Source organism: Cellulomonas sp. H30R-01 (assembly GCF_010119915.1).
Lineage (GTDB): Bacteria > Actinomycetota > Actinomycetes > Actinomycetales > Cellulomonadaceae > Cellulomonas > Cellulomonas algicola.
The window spans coordinates 806503-830812 of sequence record NZ_CP048210.1 but is presented as its reverse complement, the minus strand read 5'-3'; the positions used below and the strand labels follow the sequence as shown (position 1 = coordinate 830812).

Below are 24310 nucleotides of genomic sequence, written 5' to 3'. Positions count from 1 at the left end.
GTGTGCCACACTCGGCGCGCGGGAGTGGTGAAACGGTAGCCACGCCAGGTTTAGGTCCTGGTGCCCGAGAGGGCGTGCGGGTTCGAGTCCCGTCTCCCGCACCACGACGACGGCCCGGCACCGGGGAGGATCCCGGTGCCGGGCCGTGGTGCGTCCGGCGTCAGCTCGCGGCGCGCAGCGGCAGACTGACCACCGAGTCGGCGAGGCGCACCGTCGACGGGCCCGAGCCGATCGCGTTCCACACCGCGACGCGCACCGTGCCGTTCGTCAGTCGCCCCAGCGTGCCGGTGACGCGCTCCGTCCCGACGGCCTCGGTGTACCGCTCGACGCCCGGCACGGGGTCGGTCGCGAAGTAGCGGTAGACCTCGACCCGGTCCCACGTGCCGTCGCCCGTCAGGTCGTACGAGACCGACACGCGCGTGCCGTTCCCGACGACGCCGCCCGCGTCGAGCGCGAGGTCGAACCGCGTCCCCGCGGTCGTCGGGCTGCCGCTGACCCCCTCGATCGTCGCGACGACCGCGTCGGCCGGCTCGGTGGCGGTGTCGATGCCCGCGGCGCGCGGGACCGTCACCGTCGCCGGTGACGTCACCGGGCTGGTCACGAGCCCGCCGTCGCCGTCGAGGTAGAGCGTCGACGCGTCCGAGGGCGGCACCGTCGGCGTCGGCGTCGGCGTCGGCTTCGGCGTGGGCGTGACCGTCGGGGTGGGTGTCGGGGTCGGCGTGGCCGTCGGGGTCGGGGTGGGCGTCGTCGTCGGACCACCCGGTCCGTTGCCTCCGCTCCACGTGTGCGCCCCCGACGTCACGGTGCGCCCGGCCGGCACGCGCAGCGTCGTGCCGTCGGAGAACCGCACGGTGAGCGGCGTCGCGGTGACGTTCGACGCCACGTACGTGCGCCCACCCGCCCCGCGGAACACCGCGGCGAGGGGGTGGTCGGCGCGCACGGTCGCGTCGAGCGTCCCGAGCGCCGCGAGGTTGGCGACCCAGTGGTACGTGTGCGCCCGCGACTCCCCCTCCTCGACGGTGTAGCCGGGGTTCGCCTGGAGCTCGCGCAGCGCGGCGGGACCGTCGCCGAGCGCGAGATAGCTCCACAGGATGTCCTGCCAGACGGTCGGCGGACCGCCGTTGGCGCGGACGAGCTCGGCGTAGTTGGCGCGCACGTCGTCGGGACGCAGCCCGAGGTAGAGGTGCCCGCCCGTGATCGGCAGCGTGTTGATCCCCTGGATCATCTCGGCCTCGCCGCTGAACCACGTCGCGTAGGCCCCGCCGTCGCCCCAGACCATGCCGACCGTGCTGTGCCCGAAGCCGTCCGGGATCGCCCCGGCGCGGTCGAACCAGTACTCCTGGATCGCGGCGGCCTGCGTCGCGTAGAGGTAGGCGCCCGCGTCGCGGACGGCCTGGCGGCCCGTGGCCTCGCCCCACTGGACGAGCGCCGCCGCGAAGTTCATGCCCTCGGAGCTCGACTCCTGGTTGTTGCCCGCCGCGAACGCGCCGTGGCCCGACGCCCAGTCGTGCCCGGCGTACGGGTCGAAGTCGCGCAGGAACGGGAACCGCGTCTCGGACCGGTCGTAGCCGTTCGCGTCCCGCACGAGCACGTCGACCATGCCGCCGTAGTCGGCCGCCCACTGCGGGTCGAACCGCGCGAGCGTCGCGGCGGCCGCCACGTAGTAGCCGTAGTGGAAGTGGTGGTCGTTGAGCTCGGTGTCGGAGCCGTACGACGCGGGGTAGCCGATCAGCGTGCCCCAGCGGGCGTCGTAGGCGAAGACGCGCTCGGTCTTGCCGCCGGTCGCCGTGAACCAGTCGGTGAGGGTCGTGCGCATCGCACGCAGCGTGCGGTCGCGCACGTCGGTGCGGCCGAGCTGGTCGGCGATCTCGGCGATGCGGGCGGCCCGTCCGAGGGCCTTGCCGGTCCAGTAGGTGTCGGCGCGCAGGACCCCCAGGTCGTCGGTCGCGGCCTCGCCGAGCAGCGCGTCGAGCCGGTCGCGCGCCGCGCCGGTCGACGTCGCGACCGCGGGCACCTCGGGGAGGATCCCGGTGAACGGCGTGGTGGTGGTGAACGACGTCGCACCCGTGTACGCGGTCATCGCGCCGCGCGGGGACACGTACGTGCCGAGCGTGCCCGTCGAGCCCGGGCCCGTCGTCGCCGTGACGTAGCGCTGCTGGTGCGGGTACAGCGCGACGACGGTGCCCCGCGACTGCCCCTGGAGCGGCGTCGTCGTGAGCGCGTACGTCGTGCGCACGCGCGAGGCACCCTCGTCGTACGTCCACGACACGCGGGAGTCGGTCACCTCGTCGAACGCGTACGGCGCGAGCGCACGGGCCTGCGCGGTGCGCTGCGTGTCGGTCGACCCGGGCGCGGTCGTGAGCGCGGCGACCGCGAGGAAACCGCGACCGGCGAGCCCGCTGGTGAGGGTCGTGCCGGACACCTGCCACGACGCGCCGGTCGGCGCGTAGGCGACGTAGTCGCTGCCGCCCGCCGTGAAGCCCAGCGTGGACCCGTCGCGCAGCCAGACGCGCAGGTCGGCGGCCGCGGTCAGCACGGCGTCGCCGCCGGTCAGGTGGTACCAGCTGATCGGCAGGCCGTGCCCGATCGTGGCGCGCAGCCGCTTCCCCCCGCTCTCCCACGACGGCGTCACGGTCCAGTCGCTCCAGTCGGCGACCTCGACGACGGGCGCGCGCAGGCCGGAGACGCCCACGAGCACGTCCTGGCGGTACGGGTAGTGGAACTCGCCGACCCCGCCGGGGGTGCCCGACACGGTGGTGTCACGTGTCACCGAGAGCCCGAGACCGGCCTCCGTCGGCTGGTACGAGACCGGGTGGGCGTGCAACGGCTCGGACGCGGTGCAGTTCCACCGCTTGAACAGCAGCGAGGACCACCAGTCGTTCGTCGGCAACGGACCCCGGGGCGCGTCGTCCGTCAGGTACGCGCGCGGGTCCGCCTCGAGGGCGTCGCAGCCCTCGGGCGTCGGACCGGGCGGCGAGGTCAGGTAGCTCCCCCGCCCCACGGGCACCGTGTCGGCCGCGGTGGCGGCGGGTGCGACGACGACGGTGCCGGCCAGCAGACCGGCGGCGACCATGACGAGTGCGCGTGATCCCGGGCGACGCCGGGTGGGTGATGTGCTCATGTCAGCCCCTCTGGGCAGGGGTGAGCGGCACGGCGTCGTGCGGCAGCCCCTGCGTGACCGGCCGGCCGCTCCGTCGCGACCCGCCGCGACCGCTCCCCGCGCGGCCCCCTCTGGACGCGCTCGGTGTGAGAGCGGTGTCAGGAAACCGTAACCCCGGGTCATGCCACCGGCACGCCGGTGCGACGACGGCCCGGTCGCGGGGTTGGTTCCCCCCGCGACCGGGCCGTCGTGCGCGGCCTGCCTCGCCGGCGCCGCGGGACCCGTGCGGGGTCGTCGCGGCGGCCGGAGGCGTCAGGCCTCGGCGGTCGCCGACTGCTCGGCGGCGGCGATCTTCTCGCGCACCTCGTCCATGTCGAGGTCCTTCACCGCGGCCACGACCTTCTCGAGCAGCGGGCCCGGCAGGGCGCCGGACTGCCGGTACACCGGCACGCCCTCGCGGAAGGCCATGATCGTCGGGATCGCGGAGATCTGGAGCTGCGCCGCGATGAGCTGCTCGGCCTCGGTGTCGACCTTGGCGAACACCACGTCCGGGTGCTCCTCCGACGACTTCTCGTAGATGGGGCCGAACATCTTGCACGGTCCGCACCACTCGGCCCAGAAGTCGATGAGCACGATGTCGTTCTCGTTGATGACCTGGCCGATCGTCTCGGCCGTCAGCGTGGTCGTCGCCACGTGGCACCTCCTGGTTGTCAGGTCCGCCACCTAGAGCGCGCACACGTCGGCCGATATTCCCGGTGCCGCCACGACCACCCGGGCGCGCGCGCCTGGCCGCGACCACCCGCGGCTCGGGGTAGAACTGCACCGTGACCGACACCGCCGAGTTCCCACCCGGACCCGAGCGCCCCGCGGGCTGGCTCAGCCCCGAGCGCATCGCCAAGGTCCGCTCGCAGATCCCGATCCTCTACGTCGACGCCGTGCCCGTGCGCGTCGACGACTCGGGCGACGTGGTCGCCGTCGGGCTGCTGCTGCGCGTCACCCCCGAGGGCGTGATGTCGCGCGCGCTGGTCAGCGGCCGGGTCATGTACCACGAGCGCGTGCGCGACGCGCTCGTGCGGCACGTCGAGAAGGACCTCGGGCCCGTCGCGCTCCCGCAGATCCCCGCGTCGCCGCAGCCGTTCACGGTCGCCGAGTACTTCCCGACGCCGGGCGTCACGCCCTACCACGACCCGCGCCAGCACGCGGTGTCGCTCGCGTACGTCGTGCCCGTGTCCGGCGACTGCCGGCCTCAGCAGGACGCGATCGACCTCGCGTGGCTCACGCCCGAGGAGGCGTGCGCCGAGCAGGTGCAGGTCGAGATGAACGGCGGCCAAGGGCTGCTGCTGCGCCAGGCGATGGCGCACGTCGGCCGCCTGCCCTGACCCGACGCGCCGCCTCGGCCGGTGCCGGACCGCTCGTCGGTGCTCACCGCGGGCGGTCCTGTCCGACGCGCCCGCCGGCTCAGCCGAGCGTGAGCTCCGGCCAGTCGGCGAGGTCCGCCCGCATCCTGCGGTCGTGCGTCGCGACCACGACGGCCGCCGACGTGAGCCGCAGCGCGTCCGTGAGCTCGTCGACCAGACCGACGGACAGGTGGTTCGTGGGCTCGTCGAGGATCAGCAGGTGGGGCGCGGCGAGCAGCGCGCACGCGAGGTCGAACCGGCGGCGCTGACCGACGGAGAGCTCGCGCAGCGGTCGCTCGAGGTCCGCCTCGCTCAGTAGCCCGAGCGCGGCCACGGGCACGAGCTGCTCGGGGTCCAGGCGACCGGCCTCGAGCAGGTCGAGCGCGTGCCGCGCGTACGCGTCGAACGCGCTCGGCGACGACCCGTCGGCGTCCGCCGGCGCGGCGTGCTCGGTCGGTCCCTCCTGCGCGAGCACCCCGAGCCGCGCGCCGGGCGCGAGCACCCGCGTGCCGCGGTCGAGCGCGACCGTCCCGGCCAGCGCCGCGAGCAGCGTCGACTTGCCCGATCCGTTCGGGCCCGTGACGAGCAGCCGCCCGCACGGCGGGACCTCGATGCGTCGCCCCGGCAGGTCGAGCCGGGGACGTCCGGCCGGACCGCCGTCGACGCGCGGCGCACGCAGCTCGAGCAGCGGGCCACCGCCCCCGCGGTCGCCCGCGACGGGCTTGGGCACCGACGGCAGGTCGGGGAACGCGAGCGCGGGCGGCGGCACGGGCACCTCGACGGCCTCCGCCTCGAGCCGCTGGATCAGCCGGTCGGCGGCCTTCACGTGGACGCGCGCACGCGTCCCGCGGCGGTGCTTCTGCGAGCCCTTGGGCGGGCGCCACTCGTCGGACAGCCCTTCGTACGCGGTGTCCAGCCGTTCGGCGAGCGCGAGCGCACGCTTGCGCTCCGCGCGGTACCGGGCGCGCCAGCGGCGCAGCATCTGGTCCTTCGCGAACCGGTAGTCGGCGTACCGGGTCGCGCCGTAGAGCGCGGGGCGGCCGTCCATCGACGGGTCGAGGTCGAGGATCGCGGTCATCACGTCGTCGAGCAGGCGCCGGTCGTGCGTGACGATCACGACGGCCCCCGGCCAGTCCCGCAGCTGGGCCGTCAGGTAGTCGACGCCCGCGGCGTCGAGGTGGTTGGTCGGCTCGTCGAGCAGCAGCACGTCCGCGCGCTCGCCGATCCGGCACGCGAGCCGGACCCGGTAGCGCTCGCCCACGCTGAGCCGGTCGAGCGGCCGCTCGCGGTCGCGCGGCGCCCCGAACCGCGTGAGCGCCTCGTCGACGCGCCGGTCGGCGTCCCACGCGGCGAGGTGCTCGTACCGGGCCATCGCGGCCGTGAGGCGGGCCAGGTCGCCGTTCTCGTGGTCGAAGCCCTCGATGGCGGCCTCGAGCTCGCCCGACGCGACCCGCACCGCGCCCAGCGCCCGGTCGACGAGCGTGCCCACGGTCGTCCCCGCGGGCTCGTCGAGCTCCTGCTCGACGACGGCGAGCGTGCCGGCGCGACGCACGGCACCGGACAACGGCGCGAGGTCGCCCGCGAGCAGCCGCAGCAGCGTCGTCTTGCCCGCGCCGTTCTCCCCGACGAGCCCGACGCGGTCGCCCGCGGACACCACGAGGTCGACGGCGTCGAGGACGACCTGCTCCCCGTAGGCGAACGTCACCGCGTCGGCGGCGACGTGCACGTGGTCGACCACCGCGTGCTCGTCCCGCCGGGCGGGCAGCGTCATCCGCCCAGCACCCGCACCAGCGTCGGCGCGAGCGCGCGGAACGCCTGACCGCGGTGGCTGATGGCGTTCTTCTCGGCGGGGTCGAGCTCGGCGCACGTGCGCTCCTCGCCGAGCGGGACGAGCACCGGGTCGTAGCCGAACCCGTGCGCGCCACGCGGCGCGTCCGCGAGCGTGCCGACGAGCGCGCCCGTCTCCACGTGCTCGAACCCGTCGGGCGTGACGAGCGCGGCGGCGCAGACGAACCGCGCACCCCGGTGCTCGGGCCTCACGTCGCGGAGCTGCGCGAGCAGCAGGTCGAGGTTCGCGGCGTCGTCCCCGTGCCGTCCGGCCCAGCGCGCGGAGAAGATGCCGGGCGCGCCGCCGAGCACGTCGACCGCGAGACCGGAGTCGTCGGCGACCGCGGGCAGGCCGGTGAACGCGGCGAGCGCGCGCGCCTTGAGCAGCGCGTTCTCCGCGAACGTGACGCCGTCCTCGACGGGCTCGGGAGCACCGACGTCGCCCGCGCCGACGACCGCGGCGGGGTCGAGGCCCGGCAGCGACGGGGACAGGATCGCGCGGAGCTCGCCGATCTTGTGCGCGTTGTGCGTCGCGAGGACCAGCCGCGCGCCGACGGGCACCGTCACGCGCCCACCTCGCCCGCCACGTCCACGCCGTCGACCCCGTCCACGACCAAGCGCGTGGCGGAGCCGTCGCCGGGGGCAGACGCGAGAGCCGCGCGCTGCAGCGCGGTGAGCTGCGCGCCGCCCGCGACCGCGAGGTCGAGCAGGGCGTCGAGCTCGGCACGGTCGAACGGGGCGTGCTCGGCGGTGCCCTGCACCTCGACGAACGCACCCGAGCCGGTGACGACGACGTTCATGTCGGTCTCGGCGCGGACGTCCTCGACGTACGGGAGGTCGAGCACCGGGACGCCGTCGACGATGCCGACGGACACGGCGGCGACCGAGTCGCGCAGGACCGTGCGGCCGGGCTTCACGATGCGCTGCTGCGTCGCCCACGCGACCGCGTCGGCCAGCGCCACGTAGGCGCCCGTGATGGCGGCGGTCCGCGTCCCGCCGTCGGCCTGCAGCACGTCGCAGTCGAGGACGATCGTGTTCTCGCCGAGCGCGGACACGTCGACGACGGCCCGCAGCGAGCGGCCGATGAGGCGCGAGATCTCCTGCGTGCGGCCGCCGACGCGGCCCTTGACCGACTCGCGGTCGGACCGCGTCGTGGTCGCGCGCGGCAGCATCGCGTACTCGGCGGTGACCCAGCCCTCGCCCGAGCCCTTGCGCCAGCGCGGCACCCCCTCCGTGAACGACGCCACGCACAGCACCTTGGTCCCGCCGAACTCGACGAGGACGCTGCCCTCCCCCGCGTCGAGGAAGCGGCGGGTGAGCGTGACGGGGCGCAGCTCGTCGGGGCGGCGGCCGTCGGCGCGGAGCGCGGGAGTGGTGGCGGTCATGCGGACGAGCCTAACCGCGCAGGCCCACGCCCCCCGCGACGCGGGCGGTCACCGCCTTGTCGCCGAGCGCGACGTCGAGCACGGCCTGCGCGGGCGGGGCCCCGGCCGCGAGGCGTCCCCCGATCGCGTCACGGACGCGCAGCGCGCGGTTCCAGCCCATGACGTCGGCGAGCGCCACGGGGGTGTCGTCGTCGCCGGCCGGCGTCACCGCGACGGTCCACGGGCGACGCAGCAGGAGCCGCCCGAGGAACGCGAGCACGAGGACGACGACCACGACGAGCAGGTCGAGCACGACGAGCAGCAGGGGCACGAGGAACAGCCAGACGAGCAGCACGCCGAGGACGAACGCGACCGCCCCGACGATCCACACGAACACCCCGCCGAGGTCGTCGAGACCGCCGGCCAGCTCGCCGACGCCCTCGAACGCGACGTCCGCGCCCTCGCGGCTGCGGCGGTGCGCCCGACGCAGCCGACGGAACACGCGGGCCCACCGGGGTGCCCACTGCACGGCGACGTCGAAGGACGGTCCGACGGGCGTGCGGACGGTACGGGTGCGCATGACCGCACAGCGTGCCAGCCGCGGCAGCCCGCGCGGGGACCGTCCGGCGGGTGTCGCGTCAGAGCGTGTGCACGTCGCCCGGGCGGGCCAGCGCGACGGGACCGTCGTAGGCCGAGCGGGCCTCCGCGACCGCGACCTGCGGGTCGTTCCAGGCGGGGATGTGCGTGAGGACGAGCCGGCGTGCACCGGCCCGCGCCGCGGCCTCGCCCGCACGCCGGCCCGTGAGGTGCACGCCGCGCACGGCGTCGTCGCGCCCCTCGACGAACGCCGCCTCGGCGAGCAGCAGGTCGACACCGTCCGCGAGCGTGTCGAGACCGGCGCACGCGTCGGTGTCGCCGGTGTAGGCGAGGGTGACGGTCGTCGACGGGTCCGCGTCGGACGGGCCGGCGACCCGGATCCCGAAGGCGGGGACCGGGTGCTCGACGGGCACCGGCGTCAGCGTCAGCGGGCCCACGACGACGGGCGTCGACGGGTCCCAGGCGTGGAACGTGAACTGGCCGCCGACGTCTGTCGCCGGGTCGCCGCCCGCGATCTGCGTGAGCCGCTGCGCGGTCCCCTCGGGTCCGTGCACGTCGACCGGGGGCAGCGCACCGTCGGGGTGGTACCTCCGCAGCACGTTGAGCACGACCATGTCGGCGACGTGGTCCGCGTGCAGGTGGGACAGGCCGATCGCGTCGATCCGGGTCGGGTCGCCGTACCGCTGGAGCGGGCCGAGCGCGCCGTTGCCGAGGTCCAGCAGGACCGTCCACGTGCGCCCGTCGGCGTCGTCGGCCTGCACGAGGTAGCCGGACGCGGCAGCGTCGGGGCCGGGGAACGAGCCCGCGCAGCCCACGACGACGAGCCTCATCGCAGGGCCATCCGTGACTCGACGGACCCGACCTCGGGGCCGAGGAAGCGGCGCGCGAGGGCGTGGAACGAGTCCGGGTCGCCCGTCGCGAGGAAGCGGTGCGTCGGCGGGCCCGCCGCGGCGTCGCGCTCGAGGTCGTGCGCGACGAGCGTCCGGTACACGTCCTTCGCGGTCTCCTCGGCGCTCGACACGAGCGTGACCTCGTCGCCCATGACGTACGAGATCGCGCCGGTCAGCAGCGGGTAGTGCGTGCAGCCCAGGACGAGCGTGTCGACGCCGGCCTCCTTGACGGGCTCGAGGTACTCGCGGGCCACCGCCAGCACCTCGGGCCCCGACGTGATGCCGGCCTCGACGAGCTCGACGAACCGGGGGCACGCCTGCGTGGTGAGCGTCACGCCGGGCGCGACGGCGAACGCGTCGTCGTAGGCCCGGGACTCGACGGTCGCGCGGGTGCCGATGACGCCGATCCGGCCGGTCCGCGTCGCGGCGACCGCGCGTCGGGCGGCGGGGAGGATCACCTCGACGACGGGGATCCCGCGGCGCAGCGTGTACCGCTCGCGCGCGTCCCGGAGCATCGCGGCCGACGCGGTGTTGCACGCGATGACCAGCAGCTTCACGCCCGCGTCGACCAGGTCGTCCATGACCTCGAGCGCGTGCGCGCGCACCGCGGCGAGCGGCTTCGGACCGTACGGGGTGTTGAGCGTGTCGCCGATGTAGAGCGTGGACTCGTGCGGCAGCTGGTCGAGGATGGACCGTGCCACCGTGAGACCGCCGACGCCGGAGTCGAAGATGCCGAGGGGGGCGTCGTTCACGGGCGAGAGCCTAACCCTCGTGCGCGGGGCGGCCGGACGCCCCGCCGCGCCGCGCGTGCTCGAGCATGAGCCCGACCAGCGACTCCTGCAGCCAGCTCAGCGCGCCGTACAGCGACACGAGATAGCGCCGGACGTCGACGTCCTGCCCCTGCGCGTCGTCGGACAGGACGTCGTACAGCGACTCGGCGTCCTGGTCCGTCCGCACGTCGAGCCGCTCGGCGAGCACGAGCCGCAGGTCCGTGATGGCCGCCGCGAGCTCGGGCGCGTCCTTCGGGGCGACCGTGAGGAGGTCGTGCCGCCGGCCGTCGCCGGGCGTCGTCAGCAGCGTCCACATCACCCCGAGGCGCGCGACCTTGCGCGCCCGCAGGTCGTCCTCGGTCAGCCGGCGGAACTCGGCCGCGACGTCCGGGTCGTCCTGCGACGCGTCGGGCAGCAGCCGTCGCACCGCCGGGTCCTGCGGTGGCGGGATCCGCTCGGTGCGCAGCAGCGGGCCCGCGGGCGCGGCGGCCGGACCGGCCTCGTCGAACCGCGGCGCGCCCAGCAGCTGCGCGACGTCCGCGACGAGCGCCGCGACGACCTCGCGCTCCGCGGCGTCGAGCCGGGCGACGAACGCGCCGTGCTTCTCGGTGAACGCGCGCATCAGACCCCGCTGCGCTGCAGCGTCGCCCACAGGCCGAACCCGTGCATCGCCTGCACGTCGACCTCCATGCCCTCGAGCGACCCGCTCGACACGACCGCCCTCCCCTCCTCGTGCACCTGGCGCATGAGCTTCTCGGCCTTCTCGTGGGGGTGGCCGAAGTACGTCTCGAACACGTAGGTCACGTACGACATGAGGTTGACGGGGTCGTTCCACACGATGGTGACCCACGGGTCGGCGACGGCCGCCTGCTCGGCGGCCTCGACGCGTTCGTCGGGCGCGGTCTGGACGGGCACCCGACCACTGTAGGTGCCCGTGCGCGCCGGGCGCGCCGCCCGGTCCCGGGCGCCCTACGTTGGCCGCATGACGCAGCCGCAGCCCGCCGCCGTCCCCGTGACGTCGCTGCTCACCGACCGCTACGAGCTCACGATGCTGCAGGCGGCGCTCGCCGACGGCACTGCGCACCGCCGCTGCGTGTTCGAGGTCTTCACGCGCCGGCTGCCGCCCGGCCGCCGGTACGGCGTCGTCGCGGGGACGGGTCGGCTGCTCGAGGCGCTGCCCGCGTTCCGGTTCACGTCGCGCGAGCTCGACTGGCTCTCCGACGAGGGCGTCGTCGACGACGCGACGCTCGCGTTCCTCGCGGACTACCGGTTCACGGGGTCGATCCGCGGGTACGCCGAGGGTGAGGTGTTCTTCCCGCAGTCGCCGCTCCTCGTCGTCGAGGGCACGTTCGCCGAGGCCGTGCTGCTCGAGACGCTCGCGCTGTCGATCCTCAACTACGACTCGGCGGTCGCGTCGGCGGCCTCGCGCATGACGAGCGCCGCGGTGGACCGGCCGGTGCTGGAGATGGGCGCGCGGCGCGCGCACGAGGAGGCCGCGGTGTCGGCGGCTCGGGCCGCGGTCGTCGCGGGCTTCGCGGCCACGTCGAACCTCGAGGCGGGGCGCCGCTACGGCCTCGACACGATCGGCACGGCGGCGCACGCGTTCACGCTGCTGCACGACGACGAGGAGGCCGCCTTCGCGGCGCAGGTCGCGGCCCAGGGACCCGGCACGACGCTCCTGGTCGACACGTACGACGTGAAGCGCGGCGTCGAGCTCGCGCTCGCCGCGGCCGGCACCGGTCTGGGTGCGGTGCGGCTCGACTCGGGAGACCTGGGAGTGCTGGCGCAGGAGGTGCGCGCGCAGCTCGACGCGGCGGGAGCGCACGACACGCGGATCGTGGTGACGTCGGACCTCGACGAGTACGCGATCGCCGCGCTGGCCGCGGCACCGGTGGACGTCTACGGCGTCGGGACGTCGGTCGTGACCGGCTCGGGGGCGCCGACGTGCGGCATGGTCTACAAGCTCGTGGCCCGCGAAGGGCGGGACGGTGCGCTCGCGCCGGTCGAGAAGAGGTCGTCGGCGAAGACGAGCGTCGGGGGCCGCAAGACGGCGGCGCGGCGGCGGGGGCCGGACGGGCGGGCCGTCGAGGAGGTGCTGGTGACGGGACCGGACCAGGCGGTCGCGTCGTGGGAGCCCGAGGGCGGCGAGCTGCGTGCGCTGCACGTGCCGCTCGTGACCGGCGGGGAGGTGGACCTGTCGTGGACGGGTCCGCAGGGGGTGCGCCGGGCGCGGGATCGGCACCGCGCCTCGCGGGACGAGCTGCCGCGCGGAGCGCGACGGCTGTCGGCCGACGAGGCCGCGGTGCCGACCGTGACGCTGCGGCTGGCCGGACGGGACTGAGGGACCGTCCGGCCAGACCGCTGCGCGAGGACCAGGCCGCGGACGCGGGGCGGGAGCGCAGGGGGGCTAGGCCCCCGCCACCCGCGCCGCGGCCCGGTCAGATCCGGGCGCGGCCGCGGCCGCGGCCGACCAGGCCGAGGATCAGGCTGACGACCAGGACGGCGATACCGATCCACAGGAGGAACTCACCGACCCCGGCGAAGCCGAGGATGAGGAGAACCGCTCCGACGAGGACGAGGATGAGCCAGCTGGGCATGGTGCGACCCCTTTCTACGTGGTCACCGTGAGCGTCCGGGGGAACCCGGCGCCGTGAAGCACGAGGACGAGGCTGCCGAACGGGTGACGGCTCCGCACGCCGAGAGGACGAGTTGCGCGCACACCGGTCGCTGCTATGTGGTCGCGCGTCCAGGGCTCTGACCTGCACAGATGAGGGATTTGTCACCGTCTCGCATGGTGAGACGGGGGTTGTCTGGTCACGCTACCGAGGCGTAACGGACGTCACTTCTTGCCGACGAACCAGCCGCGCAGCATCGCGACACGAGCCGTGAGCTGCGCCGGGTCCGCGAGCGCGACCTCCGGCCCGCCGCACCGCCGACGGAGCTCGGCGTGCACCGCGCCGTGCGGCTGCCCGCTGCGCCGCGACCAGGCCCCGACCAGCTGCGCGAGCTCCTTGCGCAGCTCCGCCTGCTTGCGGTGGTCCATCTCGGGCGCGGGCTCCGACGCCGCCGGGCGACGCTTGCCCTTGAGCTGGTCCGCCTGCCGCTGCCGCAGCAGCGCCGACACCTGGTCGGCGTCCAGCAGCCCGGGCAGGCCGAGGAAGTCGAGCTCCTCGTCCGAGCCGACTGCCGCCTCGGTGCCGAACTCGCCACCGTCGAACAGCACGCGGTCGAAGGACGCCTGCGCCTCGAGCGCCTCGAACGTGCCCTGCTTGCCGTCCGGCCCGACCGCGTCAGGGCCGTTCTGCTCCGCGTTCGCAGCCGCGAGGAGCGCGTCCTCGGGGTTGTACTCGAGGCCCTGCTCCTCGGCGGTCTGCGGCCGGTCCAGGGCGTGGTCCCGCTCGAGCTCGAGGCTGCTCGCGAGACCCAGCAGCTGCGGGACCGACGGCAGGAACACCGACGCCGTCTCGCCGCGCTTGCGGGCGCGCACGAACCTCCCGACGGCCTGCGCGAAGAACAGCGGCGTGGCGGTGCTCGTCGCGTAGACGCCGACCGCGAGACGCGGCACGTCGACACCCTCGGACACCATGCGCACCGCGACGAGCCAGCGCGAGTCGCTCGCGGAGAACTCGTCGATCCGGTCGCTCGCGCCGTCGTCGTCGGACAGCACGACCGTGGGCGACTCCCCTGTCAGCCGCGCCAGGTGGCCCGCGTAGGCGCGCGCGTCGGTCTGGTCGGTCGCGATGATCATCGCGCCCGCGTCCGGCACCGCCCGCCGCACCTCGGTGAGCCGCCGGTCGGCGGCCGCGAGGACGCTGGGGATCCACTCGCCGTTCGGGTCGAGCGCGGTCCGCCACGCCTGCGCGGTCATGTCCTTGGTCAGCGGCTCGCCGAGGCGGGCGCTCACCTCGTCGCCTGCGCGCGTCCGCCAGCGCATCGAGCCGCTGTAGGACAGGAAGATCACGGGCCGCACGACGTGGTCGCGCAGCGCGTCGCCGTAGCCGTAGGTGTAGTCCGCGACGCTCCGGCGGATCCCCTCGTGGTCGCGCGCGTACTGCACGAACGGGATGGCCGCCGTGTCGGAGCGGAACGGGGTGCCGGTGAGCGCGAGACGCCGGGTCGCGTCCTCGAACGCCTCCCGGACCGCGTCGCCCCACGACAGCGCGTCGCCGCCGTGGTGCACCTCGTCGAGGATGACCAGCGTGCGCTCGGCCGTGGTCCGCGCCGCGTGCAGCGCGGGCTTCGACGCGACCTGCGCGTACGTGACGGCGACCCCGTCGAACCCGTGCCCGTGCCGGCCCTGCGCGTTCGAGAAGTTCGGGTCGAGCCGGATCCCGACGCGTGCCGCGGCGTCGGCCCACTGCTTCTTCAGGTGCTCCGTCGGCGCCACGACCGTGACGCGGCGCACGACACGGGCCTCGAGCAGCTCGGTCGCGATGCGGAGCGCGAAGGTCGTCTTGCCCGCCCCGGGCGTCGCGACCGCGAGGAAGTCACGCGGCGAGCGCTCCCGGTACAGCTCCAGCGCCTCGGCCTGCCACGCACGCAGCTTGCCCGCGGTCCCCCACGGCGCACGCCCGGGGAACGCCGGCGGCAGGTGGGAGGCCGCCGACGTGGACGCGTGGGACGTGGTGGAGGACGGGCGTGCGGCCGCGCTCACTTGCCGCCGCGGCCGAAGCCCCAGCGACGACCCCCGCCCGAGCCCTCGGAGCCGCCGTCACCGGACGCACCCTCACCGTCCTGCGGGTCGCGCAGCCCCTCGTAGATCTCCTTGCAGACGGGGCAGACCGGGAACTTGTTCGGGTCCCGGCCCGGGACCCAGACCTTGCCGCAGAGCGCGATCACGGGCTTGCCGCTCATCGCGGACTCCATGATCTTCTCCTTACGCACGTAGTGCGCGAAGCGCTCGTGGTCGCCCGGCTCGACCTGCTCGTGCGTCTCCTGGCGCTCGAGCACGCTCGTCGACGTGCCCTGGCCCGGGTCGTTCGGGTCGGCGGGGCCGGTCGGCGGGAGGGGTTCGGTCATGCGCAGGAGTCTACGTCGCGCCCCCGACGCCACCGGGATCGACACCGCCCCTAGAGACCCTGCCAGCCGGGCTTCGCGGCGTACGTCTCGCGGTAGTAGTCCGCGAGCTGCAGGCGCGACGCTGCGGCGTCGTCCACGAGCACCGTGACGTGCGGGTGGTGCTGCAGGACCGTCGCCGGCCACATCGCGCTCACCGGACCCTCGGCGAGCTGGTGCACCGCCTCGGCCTTGCCCCGGCCGGTCGCCAGCAGCACCAGGTGCCGCGCCGCCATGATCGTCGCGAGCCCCTGCGTGAGGCAGTGCGTCGGGACCTGGTCGACGTCGCCGCCGAAGAACCGCGCGTTGTCCTCGCGGGTCTGGCGCGTGAGCGTCTTGATGCGGGTCCGCGACGCGAGCGACGACCCCGGCTCGTTGAACGCGACGTGCCCGTCGGTGCCGATGCCCAGGATCTGCAGGTCGACCCCGCCCGCGTCCGCGATCGCCTGCTCGTACGCCGCGCACGCCGCGGGCACGTCCTGCGCGAGACCGTCCGGCCCTTGCACCGCGCCCTCGGCGAAGTCGACGCGCGACGCGATCTCCTTCTCGATGACGTTGCGGTACCGCTCCGGGTGGTCGGCAGGCAGGCCGACGTACTCGTCGAGCATGAACGCCCGTGCGTGCGCGAACGACAGCCCGTCGTCGGCGTGCCGGCGTGCGAGCTCGTCGTAGACGGCCAGCGGGCTCGAGCCCGTCGCGAGCCCGAGCACCGCCGTCGGACGCGCGCGCAGCAGCCGCTCGACCGCGTCGGCCGCGATCACCGCGAGCTGCGCCGCGGGCGCGATGACGACCTCCATCAGCTGTCCTCCTGTCGGGCCGCGGCAATGCCACGGCGAGTCATGCGTCGTGCTCCCCGCGTCCGACGAGCGCCGCGCCGACGGCACCGACGGGCACCCCCTCCGGCGCGAGCGTCACCCGCGCCGCGAGCCGCATCGACGCCAGGAACGGGGACGTGCCGGCGGCCGCGTCGAGCACGGCGCGGACGGCGTCGAGCAGCGGCGCACCCACGGCGCTCACCCCGCCGCCGACCACGACGTGCCGCACGTCGCACGTGAGCACGAGCACGCGGACCGCGGCGGCGACCGCGGCGGCGAACTGGTCGCGCAGCTCGACGGCCCGCGGGTCGCCCGCGGCGGCCGCCGCGAACACCTCGGCCGGCGCGGGGGCGCCCGTGCGGCTGGGCCACGCGGCGTCGAGCGCGGAGCCCGACGCGTACTGCTCGAGGCAGCCGACCTGGCCGCACTTGCACGGCAGGCCGTCGGGCACGAACGTCAGGTGCCCGATCTCCCCCGCCGCGCCCTGCGAGCCGCGCCGCAGCCGGCCGTCGAGCAGCAGCCCGGCCGCCATGCCGGTGCCGAGCGCGAGGAACGCGAGGTCGTGCTGCGCACCGTCCGCGTGCGGCTCGACGAACCGCGCCGCACCCACCACGGCCGCGTTGAGGTCGTTCTCCAGGCGCACGGGGACGGATCCCAGGCGGTCGGCGACCAGCGCCGCGAGGGCGACGCTCTCGTCGATGCCCAGGTTGACCGCGTGCTCGACGGTGCCCGCGGCGACGTCGACGACGCCCGGCAGGCCCAGACCGACGCCCACGAGGTCGCCCACCGCCACGCCCGCGCGGCCCGCGAGCTGCTCGACCGCCGCGACCGCACCCGCGACCACGCCGTCGAGGCCGCGCACGGTCCCCGCCTTCACCTGGTGCCGGACGACGCCCGACGGGTCGAGCGCCACTCCCAGGACCTTGCTGCCCCCGATGTCCAGCCCGACGGACCAGCCGCCGGACCTCACCCGCACGTCCACGTCAGCCCTTCACCGCGCCCGCCACCAGGCCGGACGTCATCTTCCCCTGCACGAACAGGAAGAACACGATCACGGGGACGGCGATGATCGCCGCTCCGGCCATGACCACACCCCAGTCGGTCGCCCGGTTCGCCTCGACCAGACCCTGGAGCCACAGCGGCAGGGTGCGCTGGGCGGGGTCGGTCATGACGACGAGGGCCAGGGTGTACTCGTTCCACGCCTGCAGGAACCCGTAGACGCCGGAGGCGACCAGGCCGGGGGCGAGCAGCGGGAACGTGATGCGGAAGAACGCGGCGGTGCGGGAGAGCCCGTCGACCATCGCGGCCTCCTCGAGCTCGATCGGCACGCCCGCGACGAAGCCGCGCAGCATCCAGATCGTGAACGGCAGGATCGCCGCCGTGTAGACGAGCGCGAGGCCCCCGACGCGGTTCACCAGGTCCCAGCCGTCGAGCAGCTGGTACTGCGAGATGAACAGGCCCTCGGCCGGGATCATCTGCACGACGAGGATCGTGAGGATGAACGACTTGCGGCCCTTGAAGCGGAACCGGCTCACCGCGAGCGCCGCGAGGAACGCGAACAGCAGCGCGGCGACCAGCACGATCACGACGACCGACAGGGACACGCGCATCGACGCCCAGAACGAGTCGTCGTTCACGACCCGGCGGAAGTTCGACCACGTGCCGCCGAGCGGCAGGAACGTCGGGTCCGGCGCCTGGAGCTTGTTGAGCGGCAGGAACGCGCTGTTGATCATCCAGTAGACCGGGAACACCCAGACGACCGCGACGAGCACGGCGACCAGGCCGAGCAGGCGCCGCGCGAGCGGGCTCTGCGTCCGGCCGGAGTCCGCCGACGCGCGTCGGCGGGGTGCGGTGCGGGCGACCGCGTCGGTCGCGGCGGGGTCGGGCACGCCGTGCGGCGCGGGGGCGGGGGGTGTGGCGAGCGCGCTCACAGCTCGTCCTCCTTGAGCATCTGCCGGATGTAGAACCCGGTCAGGGCGAGCGTGATGACGAGCATGATCGTGGCCAGCGCGCCGGCCTTCGAGAACTCGTCCGAGTACGAGTAGATGAGGGTGCCGAGCAGGTTGGTGTCCCGCGTGGGCGCTCCGGCGCGCTGCAGGACGTAGATCTGCGTGAACACCTTGAGGTCCCAGATCACCTGCAGCAGCAGGACGATCGACAGGACGGGCCGCATGATCGGGATCGTGATGCTCCAGAACCGCTGCCGTGCGGAGGCACCGTCGAGCTGCGCGGCCTCCATCGTCTCCTCCGGGACCTGCAGCAGGCCCGCGTAGACGGAGAACACGACGAACGGCACCGACATCCACACGACGATCACGGTCGCGACGACGTAGAACGACGCCGGCTGGACGATCCACGAGTGCCCGGCCATCGAGTCGATGCCGAAGACGTGCACGAGCACCCAGTTGATGACGCCGTACTGCGTGTCGAACAACCATTGCCACACCGTCATCGACGCGAGGACCGGCGTGCCCCAGGCGAGGAGCAGCGAGACCTGCAGCGCGGTGCGCGCCGCTCGGCCGACGCGCGACATGAGCACCGCGAGGGCCATGCCGATCACCATCGTGACGGCCGCGTTGACGAGGCAGAACGCGATGGACCGGGCGATGACCGTCCACACGTAGGGGTCGGACAGCAGGTCGGTGTAGTTCTGCAGGCCGACCCACTCGGCGGGCTGGCCGAACTGCTGGCGCAGCCCGTACTCCTGGAAGGAGATGACGAACTGCCGGACGAGGGGGTAGCCGAGGGCGACGGCGATGACGGCGGCGGCGGGGACCAGGAGTCCGTAGACGCCGAGCCGGGGGCGGCGACGGCGGACCGGTGCGGCCGGGGCGTCGGGCGCGTCCGTCGCGAGGGCGGTGGCTGCCATGCGGGAAGGCTCCTTCGCAGGGTGCGGCCGGGCCGGGGCTGTGCACCGGCGGCCCGGCCGCGCCTGACCGGGGCCGGCCGGGTCCGCACGTGGCGGGGCCCGGCCGGCCGGTGGATCAGTTGAGCGTGTCCTCGAGGAGCTTGTCCGCGTCCGCCGCGGCCTGCTCGACGGGGGTGCCCGTGGCGATCTGCTGGAAGAAGTCCTCCAGGATGCGGTCGCCCTCGACGTCGGCCCACTTCTCGGCAGCCGGCGTCAGCTTGGCGTTGATCGCGGCCGAGACCGCGGCCTGGGCGTAGACGTCGTCACCCATCGACGACGTGTACTCGGTGTTGCCCGGGATGAGGCCGTTCTGGCCGAGCATCTCCTGGAACTCGGGCGAGTAGATGATGCGGACGAGGTTCTTCGCGAGCTCCTGGTTCTTGGACTTCGCGGCGACCGCGATGTTGGAACCGCCCGCGAAGGCCGTGGCGAACTCGCCCTTGGTGTTGCCGGGCATCGCGAAGATGCCGGTGTGCTCCTCGTTGCAGGCCTGCTGCTCACCGCGCAGCGCCTTGGCCTCGTCGGAGGTGTCGTCGGGGTCGACGCCCTTGTTGCACTGCGGCAGGTCGATGCTCCAGCGCGCCCACGTCGGCGCGGAGAACATCGCCGCCTGGCCCGCGTTGAACGGGACCCACGGCTCGTTCGAGTCGGCGTCGGCCGGCGCGTTGGTCGCGTTCGCGAACAGGTCGGCGACCTGCTCGAGACCCTCGACCGACTTGGGGTCGGACAGCGCGCCCTTCCACTGGTCGCCGTCCTGCACCGCGAAGTCGCCGCCCGCGGTGTAGAGCCACGTCGCGCCGTTGTACCAGTCCTGGCCGGGGAACCAGAAGCCCGAGACCGCGTCGGACTGCAGCTTCTTGGCGGCCTCGCCGAACTCCTGGATCGTCGTCGGGACCTCGACGCCCGCGGCGGCGAACATGTCCTTGTTGTAGAACACCGCGCGAGCGCCCGAGTAGTACGGCAGCGCGTAGTTCTTGCCGTCGACCTTGCCCGCCTCGACGAAGCCGTCGAGCAGCTTGGCGCCGCCGACCTCCTCGTACAGGTCGCTGATGTCCGAGAACGCGCCCGCGTAGGTGAACGTCGCGGACTGGGTGTTGCCGATCTCGACGACGTCCGGGGTCTGCTCCTCGGAGGCGAGGGCGGTCTGCAGGCGCGGCACGAGGCCGCTCCAGTCCTGCTCCTCGATGACGAGCTTCGAGCCGGGGTTCTCCTTCTCGAACGTCGTCACGAGGTACTCGCGGAGCGCGTCACCCGTGTCGGTGCCGTTGAGCCACAGCTTGATCGTGGCGGGCGCCGGGGTGCCGTTGTCGGTCGCGTCGTCCGAGCCTTCGTCGCCCTGGCTGCACGCCGTCAGGGTGAGCGCGGCTGCCACGCCGACGGCCGCGAAACGTAGCATCTTCACGTTGGGGTTCCTCCCGTGAGCGAGGCGAGCGCCGAACGGCGTCGCCGGGGTGGTGATTCCGACTGCAACGGGTCGGCTCGGGGTCGTCACGTGACCCCGAGCTGACCTGACAGGACGAGGACCGTCGCGCCGGCGAGGGTCCCGTCCTCGTCGAGTGAGCCCATCCGCAGCGCCAGCCCGTCGCCGATGACGGGCATGGTGCGGGTGCGGAGGGTGGCGAGCGCCGACTCGCGGAGAGGGCCGTCCAGCAGCTCCGAGGGGCCGGAGAGCAGGACCTCCGCGAGGTCGAGCGCGCTGACGACGGGTGCGAGGGCGATGCCCAGCAGCCGTCCGACCGACGCCAGCTCGGCGTCGGAGTCCTGGGGGTCGCGTCCTGCGGTGCGGCGGCGCAGCGCGGGGACGGAGAGCACGGTCTCGAGGCAGCCCTCGCGCCCGCACGCGCACGGCGCGGGCCGCTCGGGGGTGTCGCCGTCGAGGACCGTGACGTGGCCGATCTCGCCCGCGGCGTGGTGCCGGCCGAGGACGAGGGCGCCGTCGACGACGATGCCCGCGCCGACGCCCTGCCCGACGGTCACGACGATCGTGCCCTTGCCGCTCGCGTCGCCGTACGTGAACTCGGCGAGCGCGCGCGTGTTGGCGTCGTTCGCGACGTGCACGGGGACGCCGAGCGAGTCGGTGAGGCGCGCAGCGAGCGGCACGCCGTACCAGCCCCGGTTGGGCGCCTGGACGACGACGCCCGCGGGGTCGATGACACCGGGCGACGCGATGCCGACGCCGATGACGGTCCGCTGCGCGGCACCGAGCAGGTCGCGGCACAGCGCGTCGAGCAGCTGGACCGCGTCCTCCCCCGTGCGACCGTCGAGCGGCACGGAGCGCCGGGCGACGACGGAGCCGTCGAGGTTCATGACCGCGCCGTGCATGCGGGCGTCGTCGGTCAGGTCGACCGCGACGACCTGGTACGCCTCGGTGCGCATCCCGACGAGCGTCGCGGGCTTGCCCACCTTGCCCTCGGCGCGGACCCCGAGCTCCTCGACGAGGCCCTCCGCGATGAGCTCCGCGACGAGGCCCGAGACGGTGACCCGCGTGAGCCCCGTGCTCCGCGCGAGGTCGGCACGCGACGACGGGCCGACGTGGAAGAGGTGCGCGAGCACCATCGACCGGTTGTGCGCGCGACCGTGCTCGGGCAGCGCCTTGGCCGTGGGACGCAGCGCGCGTCCGACGGGCCGGGCGGTCCCGCTGCCGGCTGCCGAGCCGGGCGTGGTGGTCGTCGTCACGTTTGTTAGTAGAGCGTCCTTACTAATCTCGGTCAAGTGTCCATCTGTGACCGTGACCACATCGTGACCGACCGTTCACACGGCCGACTCGCGGTCGTCCTGCGCGACACGCGGGCGACATCTGCCGAGGTGGGAGCGTGTCCAGACCGTCCGACGTGCGACGACGCCACGATCGTGGTAGCCGCGGATCGGAACACCGCGGCGCCGTCCCACGTTGGACGACGCATGGAGCTCGGCCTGTACACGTTCGGCGACATCCACCCCGACCCCACGTCCGGCGCGACGGTCTCCCCCGCCCAGCGGCTGCGGGAGATCCTCGAGCGCATCCGCCTGGCCGAGGACGTCGGGCTCGACTACGTCGGCATCGGCGAGCACCACCGCCCCGACTACGCGATCTCCTCCCCCGCGACCGTGATCGCCGCCGCGCTCGCGCAGACGTCGCGGATCACCGTCGGCTCCGCCGTCACCGTGCTGTCCACCGAGGACCCCGTCCGCGTGCACCAGCAGTTCTCGACCATGGACCTCTACTCCGGCGGCCGGGTCGAGCTGCTCGCCGGACGCGGCTCGTTCATCGAGTCCTACCCGCTGTTCGGTGCGTCCCTCGACGACTACGACGCGCTCTTCGACGAGAAGATCGGCCTGCTGCTGCGCCTCGACGAGGACGAGCGCACGACGTGGACGGGCCGGTTCCGCGCGCCGCTCGACGACGCGCTCGTCCTCCCCCGCCCGCTCGACAAGCCCGGGCTCGGCCCGCACCTGCGCATCGCCATCGCCACCGGCGGCAACCCCCGCTCGTCGGCGCGCGCGGGTGCGCTCGGCCTGCCCGTGTCCTACGCGATCATCGGCGGCCAGCCCGCGTCGTTCGCGCCGCTCGTCGACCTCTACCGCGAGTCCTACGCCGCCTCGACGCGGCCCGGGCGCCCCGAGCAGCCGTTCGTCTCCGTCGCCGGCATGGGCTTCGTCGCCGACGACCCGCGCGCCGCGCGCGACTTCTTCTACCCGTACTGGCACGACTCCCTGCGCCGGATCGCGTCCGAGCGCGGGTTCGCGCAGCCCAACCGGATCGCGTTCGAGTCGCAGGCCGCGCGCGGCGGCGCCTACTTCGTCGGGCACCCCGAGGAGGTCGCCGAGCGGATCGTCGCGCTGCACGGCGTGCTGCACCACGACCGGCAGGCGTTCCAGATGGACCTGTCGGGCGTGCCGCACGCCGAGTCGATGCACGCGATCGAGCTGCTCGGCACGCGCGTCGCGCCGCTGGTCCGGGACGCGCTGGGCTGACGGCGCGGAGCAGTCAGGACTGCGCCTCGGTCCGGACAGCGGTTCGGTCAGGACTGCGCCTCGGGGAGGACCGCGCCTCGGTCAGGACCGCGCCTCGGTCAGGACCGCGCGCGCACGCGCGCCATCGGGCGGTCGACCAGTGTCCACGTCACCGCAGCCAGCACGACGGCCACGAGCAGGACGGACGGCCAGGCACCCAGGTGCGGTGCGAGCAGGTGCGACACGACGAAGCAGAGAGCCGCGACGACGAGCACCGCGACGGTCCGCACCGGACCCGCGCGGCGCCACGACCGCACCGCGCACCATGCGCCCCCGGCCAGGAGCACCGCGCCGCCGAGCGCCCGCACGTCGGTCGCCTGCGCGACCGCGAACCCGACGACGAGCGTGAGCGCGGCGATCAGCGCGGTGGGGATCCGGTGCACCGGGTCACCCTACGTCGCACGCGTGGACGGCCCGTCAGCCTGTCGCCCAGCGGATCTCGACGCGGCGGTTGCGGGCCATCGCCTCCAGGTCGGGCGTCGTGCCGGCGTACTCCGACGCGAGCGGCTCGCTCGACCCGGCGCCGCCGACTGCGAGGACGAGGTCGGGCCGCGACGACCGCAGGACCGCCGCGACGGCCTCCGCGCGGGCGCTCGACAGCGGCAGGTTGATCGCGTCGCCGCCGCGCGAGTCGGTGTGCCCGTCGACCGACACCTCGGCGCCGTGCGGCACCTGCTGCGCCTGGTGCTCGACCGCGGCCTGCGCGGCGGGGTCGAGGTCGGCGCTGCCGAACGCGAACAGCACGTCCGACCCGATCGTCAGGACCGTCGTGGTGCCCTCCTGCTGGGGCGGCTCGACGGCCTCGACCGACCCGTCGGTCGAGTAGCGGTCGATCGACTTCTCGATCTTCGCCGTCGACGGCTCGGCGGCGTCCGACCGGTCGACGTAGCCCGCGGGGACGACCACCAGCGGGAGCGCGAGGGCCGCCGCGACGGCGAGGTGCACCGTGCTCACGACGCCACCGGGATCGCGGGCAGCTCGACCGACCACTCGTCGATCGTGAAGGTGATCTCGTCGATGTCGTCCTCGGGCGCCGCGTACACGAACCACGACTCCAGCGGCTCGCCGTCGCGCGTGACGGCGTCGTCGTTGGTCAGCCAGTCCTGGACCCCCTCGCCCTCGACCACGGAGTAGCGCTTGAGGTTCTGCCGGTCCAGGAGCACCGGGTGCACGAAGAAGAAGTCGTTCATCTCCGACAGCGAGACCTCGTCGTCGGCGTTCGTCAGGTGCGGCGTGAAGGCCACGCGCAGCGTCATCGTCGAGCCGTTGTCGTCGAGGGTGAGCGAGCGCACCGCGACGTCGACCGTCCCGATGCCCTTCGGGAGCGTCGCCTCCGCCTCCGCGACGACCGCGGCCGTGCCGCCTCCCCCGCCGCCGGCCTCAGCGGTCGGGGTCGCGCTCGTCGGGCCGGGTTCCGGGTCGGACCCGCCGGTGCACGCCGCGAGCGGGGCGACGAGCACGAGCAGGGCGGCGAGCGTCGCGCGACGGCGCGCGGGGCGAGGGCGGGTCCGCTGGGGCATCCGTCGATGATGCCGGATCCGTCCGGTTCCCCCGCGGCGCGTCCCACCGGCCGCGCGGCCCGGTCACCCGGACG

Annotated in this window: 25 protein-coding genes and 1 tRNA gene; 4 read left to right on the top strand and 22 right to left on the bottom strand. The window is 74.3% G+C overall.

Annotation, left to right across the window (positions count from 1 at the left end; translation table 11 throughout):
• Positions 1 to 18 precede the first annotated feature (18 nt).
• Positions 19 to 104 (top strand) — tRNA-Leu (locus GXP71_RS03640).
• A 56-nt stretch (positions 105 to 160) separates the two neighbouring features.
• Here GXP71_RS03640 and GXP71_RS03635 read toward each other — a convergent pair.
• Together GXP71_RS03635 and trxA are read right to left on the bottom strand one after the other, a co-directional pair.
• The gene (locus tag GXP71_RS03635) at positions 161 to 3121 is read right to left on the bottom strand and encodes a glycosyl hydrolase (protein WP_162351545.1); all 2961 of its coding nucleotides are present in this window, start codon (positions 3119 to 3121) and stop codon (positions 161 to 163) included.
• Positions 3122 to 3412: 291 nt separating this feature from the next.
• Positions 3413 to 3793, bottom strand: a complete 381-nt coding sequence (trxA, locus tag GXP71_RS03630) for a thioredoxin (RefSeq protein ID WP_162351544.1) — start codon at positions 3791 to 3793, stop codon at positions 3413 to 3415.
• 131 nt (positions 3794 to 3924) lie between these two features.
• Here trxA and GXP71_RS03625 point away from each other — a divergent pair, with 131 nt between their 5' ends.
• Entirely contained in the window at positions 3925 to 4479 is a 555-nt protein-coding gene (locus GXP71_RS03625; RefSeq protein WP_124344645.1) for an NUDIX hydrolase family protein, read from the top strand.
• 79 nt (positions 4480 to 4558) lie between these two features.
• Here the strand turns inward: GXP71_RS03625 and GXP71_RS03620 are convergent, their stop codons facing one another.
• The 8 genes from GXP71_RS03620 to clpS are packed head-to-tail and all read right to left on the bottom strand — an operon-like array spanning position 4559 to position 10860.
• Positions 4559 to 6268, bottom strand: coding sequence for an ABC-F family ATP-binding cassette domain-containing protein (locus tag GXP71_RS03620; RefSeq protein ID WP_162351543.1), 1710 nt, complete (start codon positions 6266 to 6268; stop codon positions 4559 to 4561).
• A complete protein-coding gene (gene rdgB, locus GXP71_RS03615; protein WP_162351542.1) occupies positions 6265 to 6891 on the bottom strand; it encodes an RdgB/HAM1 family non-canonical purine NTP pyrophosphatase in 627 nt (208 codons plus the stop codon). The genes GXP71_RS03620 and rdgB overlap by 4 nt, the downstream gene beginning before the upstream one ends.
• A complete protein-coding gene (gene rph / locus GXP71_RS03610; protein WP_162351541.1) occupies positions 6888 to 7709 on the bottom strand; it encodes a ribonuclease PH in 822 nt (273 codons plus the stop codon). The genes rdgB and rph overlap by 4 nt, the downstream gene beginning before the upstream one ends.
• A 10-nt stretch (positions 7710 to 7719) precedes the next feature.
• On the bottom strand, positions 7720 to 8268 hold the full coding sequence (locus GXP71_RS03605) for a hypothetical protein (protein WP_162351540.1): 549 nt from the start codon (positions 8266 to 8268) through the stop codon (positions 7720 to 7722).
• A gap of 58 nt (positions 8269 to 8326) precedes the next feature.
• Positions 8327 to 9115 carry an MBL fold metallo-hydrolase gene (locus tag GXP71_RS03600; RefSeq protein ID WP_162351539.1) on the bottom strand — a complete coding sequence of 263 codons (789 nt, stop codon included), beginning with the start codon at positions 9113 to 9115 and terminating at the stop codon, positions 8327 to 8329.
• Positions 9112 to 9927, bottom strand: a complete 816-nt coding sequence (gene murI / locus GXP71_RS03595) for a glutamate racemase (protein ID WP_162351538.1) — start codon at positions 9925 to 9927, stop codon at positions 9112 to 9114. Before murI ends, GXP71_RS03600 begins: the two co-directional genes overlap by 4 nt.
• A gap of 10 nt (positions 9928 to 9937) precedes the next feature.
• On the bottom strand, positions 9938 to 10567 hold the full coding sequence (locus tag GXP71_RS03590) for a DUF2017 domain-containing protein (RefSeq protein WP_162351537.1): 630 nt from the start codon (positions 10565 to 10567) through the stop codon (positions 9938 to 9940).
• Positions 10567 to 10860 (bottom strand): ATP-dependent Clp protease adapter ClpS, encoded by a 294-nt coding sequence (clpS, locus tag GXP71_RS03585; RefSeq protein WP_124344637.1) that lies wholly within the window; start codon positions 10858 to 10860, stop codon positions 10567 to 10569. Before clpS ends, GXP71_RS03590 begins: the two co-directional genes overlap by 1 nt.
• A gap of 67 nt (positions 10861 to 10927) precedes the next feature.
• Here clpS and GXP71_RS03580 point away from each other — a divergent pair, with 67 nt between their 5' ends.
• Positions 10928 to 12286 carry a nicotinate phosphoribosyltransferase gene (locus GXP71_RS03580; RefSeq protein ID WP_162351536.1) on the top strand — a complete coding sequence of 453 codons (1359 nt, stop codon included), beginning with the start codon at positions 10928 to 10930 and terminating at the stop codon, positions 12284 to 12286.
• A gap of 97 nt (positions 12287 to 12383) precedes the next feature.
• On the opposite strand, the gene GXP71_RS20090 is transcribed toward GXP71_RS03580, so the two are convergent.
• From GXP71_RS20090 to GXP71_RS03540, 9 genes are all read right to left on the bottom strand, one after another.
• The gene (locus GXP71_RS20090; protein WP_168679405.1) at positions 12384 to 12542 is read right to left on the bottom strand and encodes a hypothetical protein; all 159 of its coding nucleotides are present in this window, start codon (positions 12540 to 12542) and stop codon (positions 12384 to 12386) included.
• A 242-nt stretch (positions 12543 to 12784) separates the two neighbouring features.
• Positions 12785 to 14599, bottom strand: coding sequence for a DEAD/DEAH box helicase (locus GXP71_RS03575; protein ID WP_162351535.1), 1815 nt, complete (start codon positions 14597 to 14599; stop codon positions 12785 to 12787).
• A complete protein-coding gene (locus GXP71_RS03570) occupies positions 14596 to 14964 on the bottom strand; it encodes a DUF3039 domain-containing protein (protein ID WP_124344285.1) in 369 nt (122 codons plus the stop codon). Before GXP71_RS03570 ends, GXP71_RS03575 begins: the two co-directional genes overlap by 4 nt.
• Before the next feature lie 50 nt (positions 14965 to 15014).
• Positions 15015 to 15797 (bottom strand): glucosamine-6-phosphate deaminase, encoded by a 783-nt coding sequence (gene nagB / locus GXP71_RS03565; RefSeq protein ID WP_162351534.1) that lies wholly within the window; start codon positions 15795 to 15797, stop codon positions 15015 to 15017.
• 40 nt (positions 15798 to 15837) lie between these two features.
• Positions 15838 to 16797 carry an ROK family protein gene (locus tag GXP71_RS03560; RefSeq protein WP_162351533.1) on the bottom strand — a complete coding sequence of 320 codons (960 nt, stop codon included), beginning with the start codon at positions 16795 to 16797 and terminating at the stop codon, positions 15838 to 15840.
• 1 nt (position 16798) lies between these two features.
• Entirely contained in the window at positions 16799 to 17746 is a 948-nt protein-coding gene (locus GXP71_RS03555; RefSeq protein ID WP_162351532.1) for a carbohydrate ABC transporter permease, read from the bottom strand.
• Positions 17743 to 18684 (bottom strand): carbohydrate ABC transporter permease, encoded by a 942-nt coding sequence (locus GXP71_RS03550; RefSeq protein ID WP_162351531.1) that lies wholly within the window; start codon positions 18682 to 18684, stop codon positions 17743 to 17745. The genes GXP71_RS03555 and GXP71_RS03550 overlap by 4 nt, the downstream gene beginning before the upstream one ends.
• Positions 18685 to 18799: 115 nt before the next feature.
• Positions 18800 to 20119, bottom strand: coding sequence for an extracellular solute-binding protein (locus GXP71_RS03545; protein ID WP_238402715.1), 1320 nt, complete (start codon positions 20117 to 20119; stop codon positions 18800 to 18802).
• Positions 20120 to 20211: 92 nt separating this feature from the next.
• Positions 20212 to 21399 (bottom strand): ROK family transcriptional regulator, encoded by a 1188-nt coding sequence (locus GXP71_RS03540; protein WP_162354186.1) that lies wholly within the window; start codon positions 21397 to 21399, stop codon positions 20212 to 20214.
• A gap of 225 nt (positions 21400 to 21624) precedes the next feature.
• Here GXP71_RS03540 and GXP71_RS03535 point away from each other — a divergent pair, with 225 nt between their 5' ends.
• Positions 21625 to 22677 carry an LLM class flavin-dependent oxidoreductase gene (locus GXP71_RS03535; RefSeq protein ID WP_162351529.1) on the top strand — a complete coding sequence of 351 codons (1053 nt, stop codon included), beginning with the start codon at positions 21625 to 21627 and terminating at the stop codon, positions 22675 to 22677.
• A 98-nt stretch (positions 22678 to 22775) separates the two neighbouring features.
• On the opposite strand, the gene GXP71_RS03530 is transcribed toward GXP71_RS03535, so the two are convergent.
• Genes GXP71_RS03530 through GXP71_RS03520 form a run of 3 tightly spaced genes read right to left on the bottom strand, consistent with a single transcriptional unit; the run spans position 22776 to position 24236 of the window.
• Entirely contained in the window at positions 22776 to 23099 is a 324-nt protein-coding gene (locus tag GXP71_RS03530; RefSeq protein WP_162351528.1) for a hypothetical protein, read from the bottom strand.
• Positions 23100 to 23133: 34 nt separating this feature from the next.
• Positions 23134 to 23670 (bottom strand): OmpA family protein, encoded by a 537-nt coding sequence (locus GXP71_RS03525; protein WP_162351527.1) that lies wholly within the window; start codon positions 23668 to 23670, stop codon positions 23134 to 23136.
• A complete protein-coding gene (locus GXP71_RS03520; RefSeq protein ID WP_162351526.1) occupies positions 23667 to 24236 on the bottom strand; it encodes a hypothetical protein in 570 nt (189 codons plus the stop codon). Before GXP71_RS03520 ends, GXP71_RS03525 begins: the two co-directional genes overlap by 4 nt.
• Between the last annotated feature and the right edge of the window lie 74 nt (positions 24237 to 24310).

Excerpts from the sequence above, each read along its gene's own strand:
- GXP71_RS03635 (WP_162351545.1), bottom strand. The coding sequence starts at position 3,121 with ATGAGCACATCACCCACCCGGCGTCGCCCGGGATCACGCGCACTCGTC.
- GXP71_RS03620 (WP_162351543.1), bottom strand. The coding sequence starts at position 6,268 with ATGACGCTGCCCGCCCGGCGGGACGAGCACGCGGTGGTCGACCACGTG.
- rph (WP_162351541.1), bottom strand. The coding sequence starts at position 7,709 with ATGACCGCCACCACTCCCGCGCTCCGCGCCGACGGCCGCCGCCCCGAC.
- GXP71_RS03605 (WP_162351540.1), bottom strand. The coding sequence starts at position 8,268 with ATGCGCACCCGTACCGTCCGCACGCCCGTCGGACCGTCCTTCGACGTC.
- GXP71_RS03600 (WP_162351539.1), bottom strand. The coding sequence starts at position 9,115 with ATGAGGCTCGTCGTCGTGGGCTGCGCGGGCTCGTTCCCCGGCCCCGAC.
- GXP71_RS03590 (WP_162351537.1), bottom strand. The coding sequence starts at position 10,567 with ATGCGCGCGTTCACCGAGAAGCACGGCGCGTTCGTCGCCCGGCTCGAC.
- GXP71_RS03580 (WP_162351536.1), top strand. The coding sequence starts at position 10,928 with ATGACGCAGCCGCAGCCCGCCGCCGTCCCCGTGACGTCGCTGCTCACC.
- GXP71_RS20090 (WP_168679405.1), bottom strand. The coding sequence starts at position 12,542 with ATGCCCAGCTGGCTCATCCTCGTCCTCGTCGGAGCGGTTCTCCTCATC.
- GXP71_RS03570 (WP_124344285.1), bottom strand. The coding sequence starts at position 14,964 with ATGACCGAACCCCTCCCGCCGACCGGCCCCGCCGACCCGAACGACCCG.
- nagB (WP_162351534.1), bottom strand. The coding sequence starts at position 15,797 with ATGGAGGTCGTCATCGCGCCCGCGGCGCAGCTCGCGGTGATCGCGGCC.
- GXP71_RS03550 (WP_162351531.1), bottom strand. The coding sequence starts at position 18,684 with ATGGCAGCCACCGCCCTCGCGACGGACGCGCCCGACGCCCCGGCCGCA.
- GXP71_RS03545 (WP_238402715.1), bottom strand. The coding sequence starts at position 20,119 with ATGCTACGTTTCGCGGCCGTCGGCGTGGCAGCCGCGCTCACCCTGACG.
- GXP71_RS03535 (WP_162351529.1), top strand. The coding sequence starts at position 21,625 with ATGGAGCTCGGCCTGTACACGTTCGGCGACATCCACCCCGACCCCACG.
- GXP71_RS03520 (WP_162351526.1), bottom strand. The coding sequence starts at position 24,236 with ATGCCCCAGCGGACCCGCCCTCGCCCCGCGCGCCGTCGCGCGACGCTC.